Raw genomic sequence first — 14,172 nt, forward strand, 5'->3', positions numbered from 1 at the left:
AAAAGAAAGATCAGCCATTGTGGCGCGACAGCGGCAGCCGCACCACGGCGTCGAGCCCGATCACGGTACCGCCGGCGCCGGGCGCGGTGCGGTTGTCCAGGCTGATGCGCCCGCCCAGCGCCAGAACGATCTCGCGGCAGATCGCCAGGCCCAGGCCCGAGCCGCTGGAGGTGTTGCCCGCCGCGAACGGCGCGAACAGGCGCTGACGCAACTCGGTCGAAATGCCCGGGCCGTCGTCGCGCACGGTGAGCACGGCGTCGTCGCCCTCGGCGTGCACGCGCACCGAGAGCGGGGCGCCCAGGGGGCTGTGCTTGATGGCGTTGTGCAGCAGGTTGCGCGTGAGCTCCTGCAGCATCCACTGGTGCGCGCGCACGGTCACGGCGTCGTCGGCGGCCAGTTCGAAGTCGAGCGCCTTGTCGGCCACGAGCGGCGACAGGTCGAGCGCGATGTGGCGCACCGCGTCGCCCAGGTCGAGCACCGCGGATTCGGGCTGCTGGCGCAGCTGCTCCACCTTCGCCAGCGACAGCATCTGGTTGGCCAGCGCGGTGGCGCGCTCGACGGTCTGGCTGATCTCGACCAGCGCCTGCTCGGGCGCCACGTCGCCGCGGCGCGCCGACTGAACCTGCGCCTTGAGCACCGCCAGAGGCGTGCGCAGCTGGTGGGCGCTGTCGCGCACGAAGCGCTTCTGGTGGTCGAGCAGGCGCTGCAGCCGGCCCATGACCTCGGTGGTGGCGTCGATCAGCGGGCGCAGCTCGGCGGGGGCGCCGGGCGCGTCGATGGGCGACAGGTCGTCTTCCGGGCGCCGCTCGATGGCTTCGCCAAGCTCGCGCACCGGCCGCGTGGCGCGCTGCACGACGACCACGGTGACGAGTGCGATCACGCCCATCAGCAGCAGCTGGCGCCAGAGCATGTCGAGCAGCAGCTTGCGCACCAGCGTTTCGCGCAGCTCCAGTGTTTCGGCGACCTGCACCACGGCCATGCCGCGACCGCGCGCGCTGGCCACCGGCTGCAGCATCACGGCGACGCGCACCGGCTGGCCGCGAAACTCGGCGTCGTAGAAATCGACCAGCGCCGCATACGCGCCGCGGTCGGGGATGCGGCCGCGCCAGAACGGCAGCTCGGCAAAGCCCGAGACCATTTCGCCGTCGAGCGCCGACACGCGGTAGAACAGGCGGCTGCGGTTGTCGGCCTCGAAGGCCTCGAGTGCTGAGTAGGGCACGATCGCGCGCAGCCGCGCCATGTCGTCGTAGCCTTCCACGTCGAGCTGCTCGCCGATGGTCTTGGCCGAGGCCAGCAGCGTGCGGTCGTAGGCCGTAGTGGCCGCTGCCAGGCTCTGTCGGTACAGGCTCACGCTGTTGATCACCACGAACACCGCCACCGGCACGAGGATGCCGAGCAGCAGACGTGCGCGCAGGGACGACATCATCTGCCGCATGCCTGCCGTCAACTCTCGGCCCGCAAGAGGTAACCCAGGCCGCGCATCGTCATCAGCACCGTGCCCGTGCCCACCAGCTTCTTGCGCAGGCGGTACACGACCACCTCGATGGCTTCGTACTGCACGTTGGCCTCGCCCGGAAACACCAGCTCGAACAGGCGCTCCTTCGTGACGGCGTGGCCGGGCTTCATCATCAGCGCCTTGAGCAGTGCCAGCTCGCGCGGGGTGACCTCGAGCAGGTCGGCGCGGTGATAGATGGCGCCGTTGTCGGGCTCGAAGCGCAGGCCGCCGACCTCCATCGGAGTCATCACTGCCGCCTCGGGCCCGGCGCTCTGGCTGCGCCGGCGCAGCGCGCGAATGCGGGCCTCGAGTTCGTCCAGGTCGAAGGGCTTGGGCAGGTAGTCGTCCGCGCCGGCGTTCAGGCCCATGATGCGGTCGCCCACCGTGCCGCGCGCGGTGAGCAGCAGCACCGGCGTGCGCAGGCCTTCGGAGCGCGCCTGCGCCAGCACCTGCAGGCCGTCGACGTTGGGCAGGCTCAGGTCGAGCGCGACCACGTCGGGCTCGATGGCGCGCCATTGCGTGAGGGCCTGCGCGCCGTCGCCGCAGATGCGCACGTCGATGTGCCGGCGCCCGAGCGTGCGCTGCAGGGTGAGTTGCATCGAGGGGTCGTCTTCGACGAGCAGCAGCTTCATACGGGGCGCGGATCGGTGGGTGGTCGGTGGGTGCTGCTTCGGTGTTTTCCCCAGTCTGGTGGACAGCCAACTGACAGCGGGGCGGCGCATGATAGCGGCTCAGGTCCAAGTCAGGTTCCACCCGTTCCCAAGTTTTGAGGAGACACCAACGATGCGTCGCGATACCTTTTTGAAGTCCCTGGCCGCACTGGCCGCTGCCGGCGCCTTGCCGCTGTCGGCGCGTGCTGCCGCCAACGTCAAGATGATGATCCCCGCCAACCCGGGCGGCGGCTGGGACACCACCGGTCGCGCGCTGGGCAAGGCCCTGACCGACGCCAAGGCCGCCGACACCGTCGCCTACGACAACAAGGGCGGTGCCGCCGGTGCACTGGGCCTGGCCCAGTTCGTCAACGGCTCCAAGGGCGACGCCAACGCGCTGATGGTCATGGGCTCGGTCATGCTGGGCGGCATCATCACCGGCAAGCCGCCGGTCAACCTGTCGCAGGCCACGCCCATCGCGCGCCTGACCACCGAATACAACGTGTTCGTGCTGCCGTCGAACTCGCCGTTCAAGTCCATGAAGGACGTGGTCGAGCAGCTCAAGAAGGACCCGGGCAGCGTGAAGTGGGGCGGCGGTTCGCGCGGCTCCACCGAGCACATCGCCGCGGCCATGATCGCGCAGAAGGTCGGCGCCGACCCGTCGAAGATCAACTACGTGGCCTTCCGCGGAGGCGGTGAAGCCACCGCCGCCATCCTGGGCGGCAACGTCACCATCGGCGGCAGCGGCTACAGCGAGTTCGCCGAGTACATCGCCGCCGGCAAGATGAAGGCCATTGCCGTCACCTCGGCCCAGCGCCTGCCGGGCATCAACGTGCCCACGCTGAAGGAGCAGGGCATCGACGTCGAGATCGGCAACTGGCGCGGTGTGTACGGCGCGCCCGGCATCTCGGCCGAGCAGCGCAAGGCCCTGACCGAGATGGTGCTGGCTGCGCTCAAGAGCGCCTCGTGGGCCGAATCGCTCAAGAAGAACGCCTGGACGCCGGCCGTGCTCTCGGGCGACGCCTTCGCCAAGTTCGTCGACGACGACTTTGCCGCGCTGCGCGCCATCATGGTCAAGTCCGGCATGGTCTGAACCAGGCTCGCCCCCAGGCTGCGCGCACTTCGTGTCGCGCGCGCCTTCCCCCTTCCGGGGGCAACACCTGCGGCCCGGCAGAGCCAGTTCCGCGGTGTTTCTGGAAGGAGGCCGTTCTTTTCCCCCACGACTGCGGGAGCAAAAAATGACAACTCCAGAATCCTCGGTCTCTCACGCTGCTGAGGCCACCTCCGGCGCGGCCCCCTGGCCGCAATACCTCGTCGGCGTCGGCGTGCTGCTGACCGGCGCTGCGCTGGCCTACGGCGCCATCGACATATCTTCCGAAGCCGGCTACGGCGGCGTCGGCCCCAACTTCCTCCCCTGGATGGTCTCGATCGTCCTGATGGTCTGCGGGGCGTGGATCACCTGGGAAGCGTTCAGTGGCGGCTTCCGCGAACTCGACGCACCCTCGGGCGCCGACAAGGGCTACTGGCCCGGCTTCGTCTGGGTGGCGGCGGGCCTGCTGCTCAATGCAGCGCTCATCACCAGCATCGGCTTCATCCTGAGCTGCACGCTGTGCTACCTGCTGGCTGTGCAAGGCCTGCGCCGCGCCGCCGGGCAGGCGAAGGTCAATGCGCCCGCCACCTGGGTCACCGACTTCCTGACCGGCCTGGCGATCTCGGCGCCGGTCTTCTGGATGTTCACCAAGTTCCTGGCCATCAGCCTGCCGGGTCTCACCAGCACCGGCTGGATCTGAGCGGAGCGACGTCATGGATATCTTCAACGCACTGATGACCGGCTTCGCGGCCGCGATCACCCCCATCAATCTGCTGTGGTGCCTCATTGGCTGTGCCCTGGGCACGGCCGTGGGCGTGCTGCCCGGCATCGGCCCCGCCGTGGCGGTGGCGATGCTGCTGCCGATCACCGGCAAGGTCGACATCACGGCCTCGATGATCTTTTTCTCGGGCATCTACTACGGCGCCATGTACGGCGGCTCGACCACCTCGATCCTGCTGAACACGCCCGGTGAAACCGCCAGCATGGTCACGGCGATGGAGGGCAACAAGATGGCCAAGAGCGGCCGCGCGGGCGCTGCGCTTGCCACCGCGGCCATCGGCTCCTTCGTGGCCGGCACCATTGCCACCGTGGTCGTCACGCTGTTCGCACCCTTCGTGGCCGACTACGCGGTGCGCCTCGCGGCGCCCGAGTACTTCCTGCTGATGCTGCTGGCCTTCACCACGGTGAGCGCGGTGCTCGGCAAGAGCACGCTGCGCGGCATGACGGCGCTGTTCGTCGGCCTGGCCATGGGCTGCGTGGGCCTGGACCAGATCACCGGCCAGGGCCGCTACACCGGCAACATGCCCGAGCTGCTCGACGGCATCGAGATCGTGCTGGTGGCGGTGGGCCTGTTCGCCGTGGCCGAAGTGCTGTACGCGGTGCTGTACGAAGGCCGCGTGGTCGAGGGCCAGAACAAGCTGACCCGCGTGCACATGACCGCGCGCGACTGGAAGCGCTCGATTCCCGCGTGGCTGCGCGGTGCGGCCATCGGCACGCCCTTCGGCTGCATTCCGGCTGGCGGCACCGAGATCCCGACCTTCCTGAGCTACGCGACCGAGAAGAAGCTGGCCAAGGACAAGGACGCCAAGGCCGAGTTCGGCACCACCGGCGCCATTGAAGGCGTGGCCGGCCCCGAGGCCGCCAACAACGCCACCGTGACCGCCGCGCTGATTCCGTTGCTCACGCTGGGCATTCCCACGTCGAACACCACGGCCATCATGCTGGGCGCGTTCCAGAACTACGGTATCCAGCCGGGCCCGCAGCTCTTTACCACCTCGGCCGCGCTGGTCTGGGCGCTCATCGCCTCGCTGTACATCGGCAACCTGATGCTGCTGGTGCTCAACCTGCCGATGGTCGGCCTGTGGGTGAAGCTGCTCAAGATTCCGAAGCCGCAGCTGTACGCCGGCATCCTGATCTTCGCGACCGTGGGTGCCTACGGCATGCGCCAGAACACCTTCGACCTGTTCCTGCTGTTCGGCATCGGCCTGCTCGGCGTGGTGATGCGGCGCTTCGATTTCCCGACCGCCCCCGTGGTGGTCGGCATGATCCTCGGCCCGCTCGCCGAAGCCAACCTGCGCAACGCCATCGCCATGGGGCAGGGCAGCCCGGTCGTGTTCTTCCAGCGCCCCGAGTCGATCGTCGTGATCGTCGTCATCGTCGCCGTGCTGGTGCTGCCGCGCCTGGCCAAGCGCATGAGCGAACGCAAGCTGAAGCGATTGGCGCAGCTGGACGCCTGACGCGCCAGACAGAGTTTTTTCTGATTCATATGCCGCGGGCGATTGGCGCCCGCGGCATTTTTTTTTGGCCGCTCCGCTCCGCTCCGCTCAGCGCTGCGGCGCCTCCACCAGGTCGTCGTCGATGTGCGGATCGGCCGGCTGCCCGCGCAGCTTGCGCACGGTGCGCCGTATCCAGTGCTCGATGTCGTCCACGTAGGTGAACACCGCCGGCACCACCAGCAGGCTCAGCACGGTCGAGGTGATGAGCCCGCCGATCACCGCCATCGCCATCGGCGAGCGGAAGCTCGAGTCGGCAGCACCGAAACCGACGGCAATCGGCAGCATGCCGGCGCCCATGGCGAGCGTGGTCATGATGATGGGCCGCGCGCGCTTGTGGCAGGCGTCGCGCAGTGCGTCCCAGCGGCTCATGCCGTGGTCGCGGCGCGCCACGATGGCGTACTCGACCAGAAGAATCGAGTTCTTCGTGGCGATGCCCATCAGCATGATCAGGCCGATCAGCGAGGGCATCGACAGCGCCTTCTGGCCGATCAGCAAGCCCACGAAGGCGCCACCCAGTGCGAGCGGCAGCGCGCACAGGATGGTCACCGGGTGCAGGAAGTCCTTGAACAGCAGCACCAGCACGATGTAGATGCACAGCACGCCCGTGAGCATCGCCAGGCCGAAGCTGGCGAACAGCTCGGTCATCACTTCGGCGTCGCCCACCTCGGCGATGCGCACGCCGGGCGGCAGCTTCTGGATGGAGGGCAGGGCCTCGACCGCGGTCTTGGCGTCGCCCAGGCCCACGCCCGACAGCTCGATCTCGAAATTGACGTTGCGCGAACGGTCGTAGCGGTCGATGACGGCCGGGCCGCCTTCCATCGTGAGCGAGGCCACCTGGCTCAGCATGACGGGCCCGCGCGCGCCCGGCACCGACAGGCGTCCGATCAGGTCGAGGTCTTGCCGCGCCGAGTCTTCGAGCTTCACCACGATCGGCACCTGCCGCTGCGCGAGGTTGAGCTTGGCCAGCGCCTGGTCGTAGTCGCCCAGCGTGGCCACGCGCAAGGTTTCGGCGATGGCCGAGCTGGTCACGCCCAGGTCGGCGGCGCGCGCGAAGTCGGGGCGCACGGCGATCTCGGGACGGATCAGGCTCGCGGTCGAGGTGATGTTGCCCAGGCCGGGAATGGTGCGCAGGTCTTTCTCGACCGCGCCCGCGGCCGCCGACAGCGCCGCCGGGTCTTCGCCGGTGAGCACCAGGATGTACTTCTCGCCCGAGCCGCCCAGGCCCACGGTGCTGCGCACGCCGGGCAGGGTCTCGAGCGCGGTGCGGATCTCTTTCTCGATCAGCTGCTTGCGCGGCCGGTCGCCGCGCGGGTCGAGCTGGATCGTCAGCGTGGCCTTGCGCGTCTCGGGCGTGCCGAAGTTCGCGAACGGGTCGCCGCCGGCGCTGCCACCCGCCACGGTGGTGTAGACGCTCTTCACGTGGTTGATCTGCATCACGCGGCGGCGCGTTTCCTCGGCCGCGGCCGTGGTCTGCGCCAGCGTGGAGCCCGGCGGCAGCGACAGGTAGACCTGCGTCTGCGAGTTGTCGTCGGCCGGAATGAAGCCGGTCTTGAGCAGCGGGATCATCGCCAGCGAGCCAAAGAAGAAGAGGGTGGCCATCACCATCGTCTTGAAGCGGTTGTGCGTGCTCCACTCCACGGCGCGCATGTACCAGCGCAGCCAGCCCGGCTCCTTCTCCTGCGTGAGGATGGGCTTCATGATGTAGGCCGCCATCATCGGCGTGAGCACCCGCGCCACCACCAGCGAAGCGAACACCGCGAGCGACGCGGTCCAGCCGAACTGCTTGAAGAACTTGCCGGCCACGCCGCTCATGAAGGCCGTGGGCAGGAACACCGCAATCAGCGTGAAGGTGGTGGCGATCACGGCCAGGCCGATTTCGTCCGCCGCCTCCATGGCCGCCTGGTAGGGCGACTTGCCCATGCGCAGGTGGCGCACGATGTTCTCGACCTCCACGATGGCGTCGTCGACCAGGATGCCGACCACCAGCGAGAGCGCGAGCAGCGAGATCACGTTGACCGAGAAGCCCAGCAGGTGCATGCCGATGAAGGCCGGAATCACCGACATCGGCAGCGCCACCGCCGAGACGAAGGTGGCGCGCCAGTCGCGCAAGAAGAGCCACACCACGATCACCGCGAGGATGGCGCCCTCGTACAGCAGGTGCAGCGAGCCGTCGTACTCTTCTTCCACCGGGTCGACGAAGTTGAAGGCTTCGGTCAGCTCGATGTCGGGGCGCTGCACGCGCAGGTCGGCCAACGCCTTTTGAATGGCGCGGCCCACTTCCACCTCGCTGGCGCCGCGGCTGCGGGCCACTTCGAAGCCCACCACCGGCTTGCCGTTGAGCAGCGCGGCGGCGCGCGGCTCGGCGATGGTGTCGCTGATGCGCGCCACCTGGTCCAGGCGGATGCGGCGGCCGTCGCTCAGCGCGATCTGCATGTCGGCGAGCTGGTCGGCCGACTGCACGGTGGCCATGGTGCGCACCGGCTGTTCGCTGCCGCCCAGGTCGATGCGACCGCCCGCGCTTTCGGTCTGCACCTGGCGCAGCTGGCGCGAGATGTCGGCCGCCGAGGCGCCCAGTGCCTGCAGCTTGCTCGGGTCGAGATCGATGTGCACCTGGCGCGTGACGCCGCCCACGCGGTTCACCGCGCCCACGCCGGGCAGCGCGAGCAGCTTCTTGGTGATGTCGTTGTCGACGAACCAGCTCAGCGCCTCGCCGTCCATGCGCGACGACGCGATGGTGAAGGCCAGCACCGGCTGGGCCGCGAAGTCGAGCTTGGTGACGACCGGGTCGCGCACGTCGGCGGGCAGGTCGGCGCGCACTTTCTGCACGGCCGAGCGCACGTCGTCGACGGCCTCCTGCACGGGCTTCTCGAGGCGGAACTCGACGATCAGCGTGGCGGCGCCGTCCTGCACCTTGGTCGTGATGTGCTTCAGGCCCTGGATGGTGGCGATGGAGTTCTCGAGCTTGCGCGCGACGTCGGTTTCGAGCTGAGACGGCGCGGCGCCGGGCAGCGAGGCCGAGACCGTGACGGTCGGCAGGTCGATGTCCGGGAAGTTCTGCACCTTCATGGCGTTGAACGACAGCAGCCCCCCGAAGGTGAGCAGCACGAACAGCATCACCGCCGGAATGGGGTTGCGTATGGACCAGGCGGAAACGTTCATGGCGTGTCCTTTGTGCTTGCTTATTTAGGTGAAGGCGCGGATGCCGCTGCCTTCGCCGGGGTGGCAGGTGCAGCGGCCGTGGGCGTGGCGTCCACCACGCGCACCAGGTCGCCGTCGTTGAGGAAGCCCGCGCCCTGCACCACGATCTGCACACCCTCGGGCAGTGCGCTGGTGATTTCCACGCGGTCCTTCAGGCGGCGGCCGGTCTGCACCTTGACCTGCGCCACGCGGCCGTCGGGCAGCAGCGTGAAGACGTTGTTGAAGCCGTCGCGCGGCACGATCGCGCTTTGCGGCACGGTCGGCGCGGAACTGCGGCCGAGCTCGAAGTCGCCGCGCGCGAACATGCCGGCCTTCACGCCGGTGTTCTGCTGCACGTTGGGCAGGTCGACATAGACCAGCGCCGCGCGCGTCTGCGGATCGACCGTGGGCGCGATGCTGCGCACGGTGCCCTTCACCTGCGCGCCGCTGGCGCTGACCACGAAGGCCGGCGTGCCGACGGCGATGCGGCCCAGCTCGGCCGAGGTGACTTCGGCACGCCATTCGAGCCGGCCCTGGCGGATCAGGCGGAACAGCTCGGTGCCGGCGCCGACCACGCTGCCGACCGTGGCGGTGCGGGCGGAGATGACGCCTTCGTCCGGCGCCAGCACCTGCGTGTTGCGACCGCGCACCTGCTGGGCGGCCAGCACGGCCTCGGCCGCTTCGGCGCGCGCCTTGGCGGTCTGTTCGGTGGTCTGGTACTGGTTGATCTGCTGCTGGCTCAGTGCGCCCGTGGCCTGCAGCGTGCGGGCGCGCGCGGCGTTGCCGGCGGCGTCGGCGGCCGAGGCGCGGGCCTCGGCCAGCGAAGCCCGCGCCTGCGCGATGTCGGCTTGCACCGTCTCGGGCGAGAACACCGCGAGCACCTGGCCCTTCTTCACGGTGTCGCCGACGTTGACGCGCACCTCGGCCAGCTTCAGGCCGTTCGACTCGGAGCCGATCACGGCCTCCTGCCAGGCCGCCACGTTGCCGTTGGCGGCCAGCGTGACGGTCAGTTCGGTGGCTTCGGGTTTGGCGACCGAGACGGTCAGCGCGGGACGCTGGGCCGGGGTCTTGGCGGCCGATGCGGCCTTGTCGTCGGCCGGCTTGCGCGTGAGCCACAGGCCTGCGGCAACGACGACGATCAGCGCCAGCAGCGCGAAGAACAGGGTGGAACGCTTCATTGTTTTCATGGCGACGTCGCGACCTTGGCGGCCGGGGTGGAGGTCATTGGGGACGATGCTTCAGTGGGGCGGCTCCAGCCGCCGCCCATCGAGCGGTACAGCGAAACCCAGGCTTCGGTGCTCTCGCGCTGCAGCGAGACGCGCGCGGTCTGCGCGGCGAACAGCGTGCGCCGCGAATCTTCGAGCTCGAACAGGCTGGCCAGGCCGCTGCTGAAACGGGCCTGGGTGGCGTCGAACGAGGCCTGGTAGTTCTTCACCGCGCTGTCGGCGTCGGTGCTGCGTGCGGTGGTGGCGTCGAGGTTCACCAGCGCTTCTTCGACCTCGCGCACGGCCTGGCGCACGTTCGCGCGGTAGAGCGACACGGCCTCGGTGTAGCGCGCCTTGGCGGCCTCGGAGTTGGCCGCGCGCGCGCCGCCGTCGAGCAGCGGCACGGTGAGCGACAGCGGCCCGACCGTCCAGGTGTCGAGCGATTCGCGAAAGCCGCTGGTGCGGATCTGCATGCGGCCGATCGAGCCCGAGAGCGTGAGCTTGGGGTAGCGCTCGGCCTCGGCCGAGCCCACCTCGGCGCTGGCCGAGGCCACGCCGAGTTCGGCCGCGTACACGTCGGGCCGCTGCGAGAGCGCCTGCGCCGGCACGCTGGCGATGGCGCCGACCACCGGCAGCGCGCGCTGCGTGGGCGAGGCTGCGAGCTTCTGCACGAGCGTGGGTTCGTCGAGGCCGCTGAGCGCGACCAGCGCCTTGCGCTGCACCGCGCACAGGGCGCGCTGTTGCGTGAGACGGCCGGAGGCGTCGGAGGCGCTGGCCCGTGCGAGTGCGGCGTCGGCCGGTGCGGTGAAGCCGGCGCGCGCCGACAGGTCGGTGAGCCGTGCCGTTTCGCCGCGCGACTTGGCATCGGACTCGGACACGTTCAATTGCAGCTGGCACGCGCGCTCGGCGAAATAGGCATTGGCCGTTTCGGCCGCCACGGCGACGCGGGCGTCGTGCCACTTGGCGGTGGCGCTGTCGAGCTTCTGTTGGGCCGCGTCGCGGTCGGCGCGCAGGCGGCCGAACAGGTCGATCTCCCAATTCGACTGCAGGCCGGCCTGCAGCGTGGTGACGGGCGCAATGGCGGTGCTGCTGCTCGAAGAACCACCCGATCCGAACGACGAGCCCGAGACACCCCGACTGGCCGACGCCGTGCCGTCCAGGCTGGGCAGCAGCGCCGCGCCGGCCTGAACGCGCGTGAAGCGCGCCTCGGTGACGCGCGCGGCGGCGCTTGCGAGGTTGGGGCTGGCGGTTTCGGCGGCGGCGATCAGCTCGACCAGCAGCGGATCGTCGAGCTGGCGCCACCAGTCGGCCAGCGCGGTGAGCGAGCCGCCGTGGGGCAGGGGCGCATGCCACTGCGCGGGGAAGGGCGCCGGCACCGAGGCGGGCGGGCGCGTGAGGCCGCAGCCTGCCAGGCCGAGGCCCAGCGGCAGGCTCAGAACAAGGGCAATCCGTCGGAGTCGTCTCATGGCTTCTTTCTTTGCTCGGCGGCCACCTGGCGGCGGCGTGCGGTTTCGGCCTGGACCAGCGCCATCGCGTAGCCCGTGAGCCGGTCGGCCCAGGTGTCGATCGCGCGCGGCGTGCGCAGCAGCGACGGGCGCAGGGCCTCGATGAAATCCTGGCTCACGTACAGCTGCATCGACAGCCCCGTGATCGCGAAGGTCAGGCGGTGGATGTCGTCGTCGGCGCGCGCCATCTGCAGGTGCCGGCACAGCAGTTCAACGATGGCGCGGTGCGGCCCCTTGATGTCGCGCTCCAGCTCTTTGGCCCACTGGCTGGTGGGCTCCAGCATCTCGCGCATGTGCAGCTGGATGCACTGGCGCACGATTTCGCCCTGCTTGAGCGGATCGATCATGGCCGCCATGCAGATGCGCAGCGTGTCCTCGAGCGACTGGCCGGGCACGTTGCAGGCGGCCACGAGGTCGTTCGAATCGCTGCCCATCGGCTCGTTGAAGGTGGCGCCGTACAGCCCCTCCTTGTCGCCGAAGTAGTAGCTGATGGCCGACACGTTCACGCCGGCCTCGCGCGCGATTTCGCGGATCGAGGTCTTGGCGAAACCGTTCTGGGCGAACAACCGCAGCGCGGTGTGCAGCAGGCGGTGGCGCGCCTCGGCGCCGTCGGCTCGGGGGGCGCGGCGCGGGGGCGGCGTGGGCGCTGGGGTAAGGGGGTCCCGGGCGTTCATCGGCGCGATTAGAGCACGGTCGAAATCAAACGATTGATTTACTTAAGGCTTGCTGAAGGCTTTTGTTTTTGGTTGCATGTCGGGGGTGAGCGAGGGCCGGCCCCGCGCAGGGGAGGGCGCCGCACACAGTACGATCCGCGCATGCCCGTTGCTCCCTCCGCCGCCGCACCGCCGCCCGCCTTGCCCCTGGACGCCGAAGGCATCCTCGCGCTCGCCGCGCGCTCGATGTTTCATTTGTTTTCGAGCATCAGCCAGGGCATGTTCCTGGTCGACCGCAGCGGGCGCATCGTCTGGGTGAACGAGGGCTACAGGCGCTTCCTGCCGGCGCTGGGCTTCTCGTCCATCGACGAGTTCATGGGGCACATGGTCGAGGACGTGATTCCCAACACCATGATGCGCCGCGTACTCGACACGGGCGAGCCGATCCTCATCGACCTGCTGACCAACAAGGCCGGCACCTTCGTCGTGAGCCGCATCCCGCTGCGCGAGGAGCGTGAAGACGGCGACCGGGGCCTGGGCGAAGTGATCGGCGCCATCGGCATCGTGCTGTTCGACCAGCCCGAGACCACGCTGCAGCCGCTCATCAGCAAGTTCGCGCTGCTGCAGCGCGACCTCGACGACGCGCGGCGCGAGCTGGCCAGCCAGCGCAACAACCCGCTCTACCAGCACGCGCCCGACGGCCAACGCCGTTCCAAGTACACCTTCGCGAGCTTCATCGGCAGCAGCCCGGCGGCCGTGGAGGTGAAGCGCCATGCGCGCCGCGCCGCGCAGTCCACCAGCCCGGTGCTGTTGCTCGGCGAGACCGGCACCGGCAAGGAATTGCTGGCGCATGCGATCCATGCCTCGTCTACGCGCGCCAAGGGCCAGTTCGTCAGCGTCAACATCGCGGCCGTGCCCGACACGCTGCTCGAAGCCGAGTTCTTCGGCTTCGCCCCCGGCGCCTTCACCGGCGCCGACAAGCGAGGGCGCGAAGGCAAGTTCAAGCTGGCCGACGGCGGCAGCCTGTTCCTCGACGAAATCGGCGACATGCCGCTCGGCCTGCAGGCCAAGCTGCTGCGCGCATTGCAGGAAGGCGAGATCGAACCGCTGGGCTCCAACAAGCTGATTCCTTTCGACGCCCGCGTGATCGCCGCCACCTCGCGCGACCTGCCCGAGCTGGTGCGGCGCGGGCTGTTCCGCGAAGACTTGTATTACCGCCTCAACGTGTTGCCGCTGCGCGTGCCGCCGCTGCGCGAGCGGCGCAGCGACATCCCGGCGCTGGTCGAGGCGCTGGGCGAGGACATGGCGCTGCGCAGCGGCGAGGCGCCGCCCGAACTCACGCCCGACGCGCTCGCGCTGCTGGCCGGCCAGCATTGGCGCGGCAACATCCGCGAGCTGCGCAACGTGCTGGAGCAGGTGACGATGCGCAGCGACTCGCAGCGCATCGATGCCGCGCAGCTCGAGCGCATCCTGCGCGAGGCGGGGCTGGAACAGATCGAGGCGCCCGACACTTCGCACAGCCTGCGTGATGTCGACCAGGAGGCTGCGCTGCTGCGCCCGCTGTCGCAGCAGGTGGCCGAGCTGGAACGCAAGGCGATTGCCGCCGCGCTCGAAAGCACGGGCGGCAACAAGCTCGCGACCTCGCGGCTGCTCGGCATCTCGCGCGCCACGCTGTACGAGCGCATGACCGGGATGGGCTTGTCATGAGCGTGAAGGCATTGCGTTCCACCTTCGGCCCGAACTGCCATTGGTGCGGCCTGCCGATGGACTTCGACGAACCGCATGGGCGGCCCGAGTCGGCCACCATCGAACACCTGCTCGACGCCACGCTGGGCGGCATGCGCCAGCAGAAGCACCGGCGCCTCGCGCACGCGGTGTGCAACCACACGCGCAACGCGCTGCGGATGCGGGCCGAACGCGAGTTCGAAGGCTGGCTCGCGGCGCGCCGCGACTCTGCTGGGAAACCCTGACTGATTAAAAGACAGTTGTCTGAAAACAAGGCAACACGAATGCACTGAAATCAGGCGAAACCGGTTGCGCCCGAATGAGGAAGCCTTTGTTATCAATGGCTTAGGTGGGTGGCACGAACTGTGCAATATTCAGTCACCTTTATCAGGAGAC

11 protein-coding genes are annotated in these 14,172 nt (G+C 69.1%); 5 read left to right on the forward strand and 6 right to left on the reverse strand.

Features of this window, described 5'->3' with window-relative positions; translation table 11 throughout:
• Positions 1-10: 10 nt before the first annotated feature.
• A complete protein-coding gene (locus tag CY658_RS25765; protein WP_374221134.1) occupies positions 11-1,426 on the reverse strand; it encodes a sensor histidine kinase in 1,416 nt (471 codons plus the stop codon).
• Positions 1,427-1,443: 17 nt separating this feature from the next.
• Positions 1,444-2,127 (reverse strand): response regulator transcription factor, encoded by a 684-nt coding sequence (locus CY658_RS25770; protein WP_101492903.1) that lies wholly within the window; start codon positions 2,125-2,127, stop codon positions 1,444-1,446.
• 151 nt (positions 2,128-2,278) lie between these two features.
• Here CY658_RS25770 and CY658_RS25775 point away from each other — a divergent pair, with 151 nt between their 5' ends.
• The 3 genes from CY658_RS25775 (at position 2,279) to CY658_RS25790 (ending at position 5,472) form a co-directional block, all read left to right on the forward strand.
• Positions 2,279-3,238 carry a tripartite tricarboxylate transporter substrate binding protein gene (locus CY658_RS25775; RefSeq protein WP_101492904.1) on the forward strand — a complete coding sequence of 320 codons (960 nt, stop codon included), beginning with the start codon at positions 2,279-2,281 and terminating at the stop codon, positions 3,236-3,238.
• Between the two features lie 145 nt (positions 3,239-3,383).
• Positions 3,384-3,935, forward strand: coding sequence for a tripartite tricarboxylate transporter TctB family protein (locus CY658_RS25785; RefSeq protein WP_101492905.1), 552 nt, complete (start codon positions 3,384-3,386; stop codon positions 3,933-3,935).
• A gap of 13 nt (positions 3,936-3,948) precedes the next feature.
• Positions 3,949-5,472 carry a tripartite tricarboxylate transporter permease gene (locus CY658_RS25790; protein WP_101492906.1) on the forward strand — a complete coding sequence of 508 codons (1,524 nt, stop codon included), beginning with the start codon at positions 3,949-3,951 and terminating at the stop codon, positions 5,470-5,472.
• A gap of 87 nt (positions 5,473-5,559) precedes the next feature.
• Here the strand turns inward: CY658_RS25790 and CY658_RS25795 are convergent, their stop codons facing one another.
• The 4 genes from CY658_RS25795 to CY658_RS25810 are packed head-to-tail and all read right to left on the reverse strand — an operon-like array spanning position 5,560 to position 12,072.
• Entirely contained in the window at positions 5,560-8,670 is a 3,111-nt protein-coding gene (locus tag CY658_RS25795; protein ID WP_101492907.1) for an efflux RND transporter permease subunit, read from the reverse strand.
• A 20-nt stretch (positions 8,671-8,690) separates the two neighbouring features.
• The gene (locus CY658_RS25800; RefSeq protein WP_101492908.1) at positions 8,691-9,875 is read right to left on the reverse strand and encodes an efflux RND transporter periplasmic adaptor subunit; all 1,185 of its coding nucleotides are present in this window, start codon (positions 9,873-9,875) and stop codon (positions 8,691-8,693) included.
• Positions 9,872-11,359, reverse strand: coding sequence for an efflux transporter outer membrane subunit (locus tag CY658_RS25805; RefSeq protein WP_101492909.1), 1,488 nt, complete (start codon positions 11,357-11,359; stop codon positions 9,872-9,874). Before CY658_RS25805 ends, CY658_RS25800 begins: the two co-directional genes overlap by 4 nt.
• Positions 11,356-12,072 carry a TetR/AcrR family transcriptional regulator gene (locus tag CY658_RS25810; protein ID WP_101492910.1) on the reverse strand — a complete coding sequence of 239 codons (717 nt, stop codon included), beginning with the start codon at positions 12,070-12,072 and terminating at the stop codon, positions 11,356-11,358. The genes CY658_RS25805 and CY658_RS25810 overlap by 4 nt, the downstream gene beginning before the upstream one ends.
• A 141-nt stretch (positions 12,073-12,213) precedes the next feature.
• Between CY658_RS25810 and CY658_RS25815 the strand changes: the two genes are divergently transcribed.
• Positions 12,214-13,758, forward strand: coding sequence for a sigma-54 interaction domain-containing protein (locus CY658_RS25815; protein WP_101492911.1), 1,545 nt, complete (start codon positions 12,214-12,216; stop codon positions 13,756-13,758).
• Positions 13,755-14,021, forward strand: a complete 267-nt coding sequence (locus CY658_RS25820; RefSeq protein WP_101492912.1) for a hypothetical protein — start codon at positions 13,755-13,757, stop codon at positions 14,019-14,021. The genes CY658_RS25815 and CY658_RS25820 overlap by 4 nt, the downstream gene beginning before the upstream one ends.
• Positions 14,022-14,172 lie beyond the last annotated feature (151 nt).

Origin of the sequence: Variovorax sp. RO1, from assembly GCF_002849325.1 — a bacterium.
Classification (GTDB): Bacteria; Pseudomonadota; Gammaproteobacteria; order Burkholderiales; family Burkholderiaceae_C; genus Variovorax.

Bases quoted from the DNA above. Each gene is read 5' to 3' on its own strand.
- CY658_RS25765 (WP_374221134.1), bottom strand. From the start codon at position 1,426: ATGATGTCGTCCCTGCGCGCACGTCTGCTGCTCGGCATCCTCGTGCCG.
- CY658_RS25770 (WP_101492903.1), bottom strand. From the start codon at position 2,127: ATGAAGCTGCTGCTCGTCGAAGACGACCCCTCGATGCAACTCACCCTG.
- CY658_RS25775 (WP_101492904.1), top strand. From the start codon at position 2,279: ATGCGTCGCGATACCTTTTTGAAGTCCCTGGCCGCACTGGCCGCTGCC.
- CY658_RS25785 (WP_101492905.1), top strand. From the start codon at position 3,384: ATGACAACTCCAGAATCCTCGGTCTCTCACGCTGCTGAGGCCACCTCC.
- CY658_RS25790 (WP_101492906.1), top strand. From the start codon at position 3,949: ATGGATATCTTCAACGCACTGATGACCGGCTTCGCGGCCGCGATCACC.
- CY658_RS25795 (WP_101492907.1), bottom strand. From the start codon at position 8,670: ATGAACGTTTCCGCCTGGTCCATACGCAACCCCATTCCGGCGGTGATG.
- CY658_RS25800 (WP_101492908.1), bottom strand. From the start codon at position 9,875: ATGAAAACAATGAAGCGTTCCACCCTGTTCTTCGCGCTGCTGGCGCTG.
- CY658_RS25805 (WP_101492909.1), bottom strand. From the start codon at position 11,359: ATGAGACGACTCCGACGGATTGCCCTTGTTCTGAGCCTGCCGCTGGGC.
- CY658_RS25810 (WP_101492910.1), bottom strand. From the start codon at position 12,072: ATGAACGCCCGGGACCCCCTTACCCCAGCGCCCACGCCGCCCCCGCGC.
- CY658_RS25815 (WP_101492911.1), top strand. From the start codon at position 12,214: ATGCCCGTTGCTCCCTCCGCCGCCGCACCGCCGCCCGCCTTGCCCCTG.
- CY658_RS25820 (WP_101492912.1), top strand. From the start codon at position 13,755: ATGAGCGTGAAGGCATTGCGTTCCACCTTCGGCCCGAACTGCCATTGG.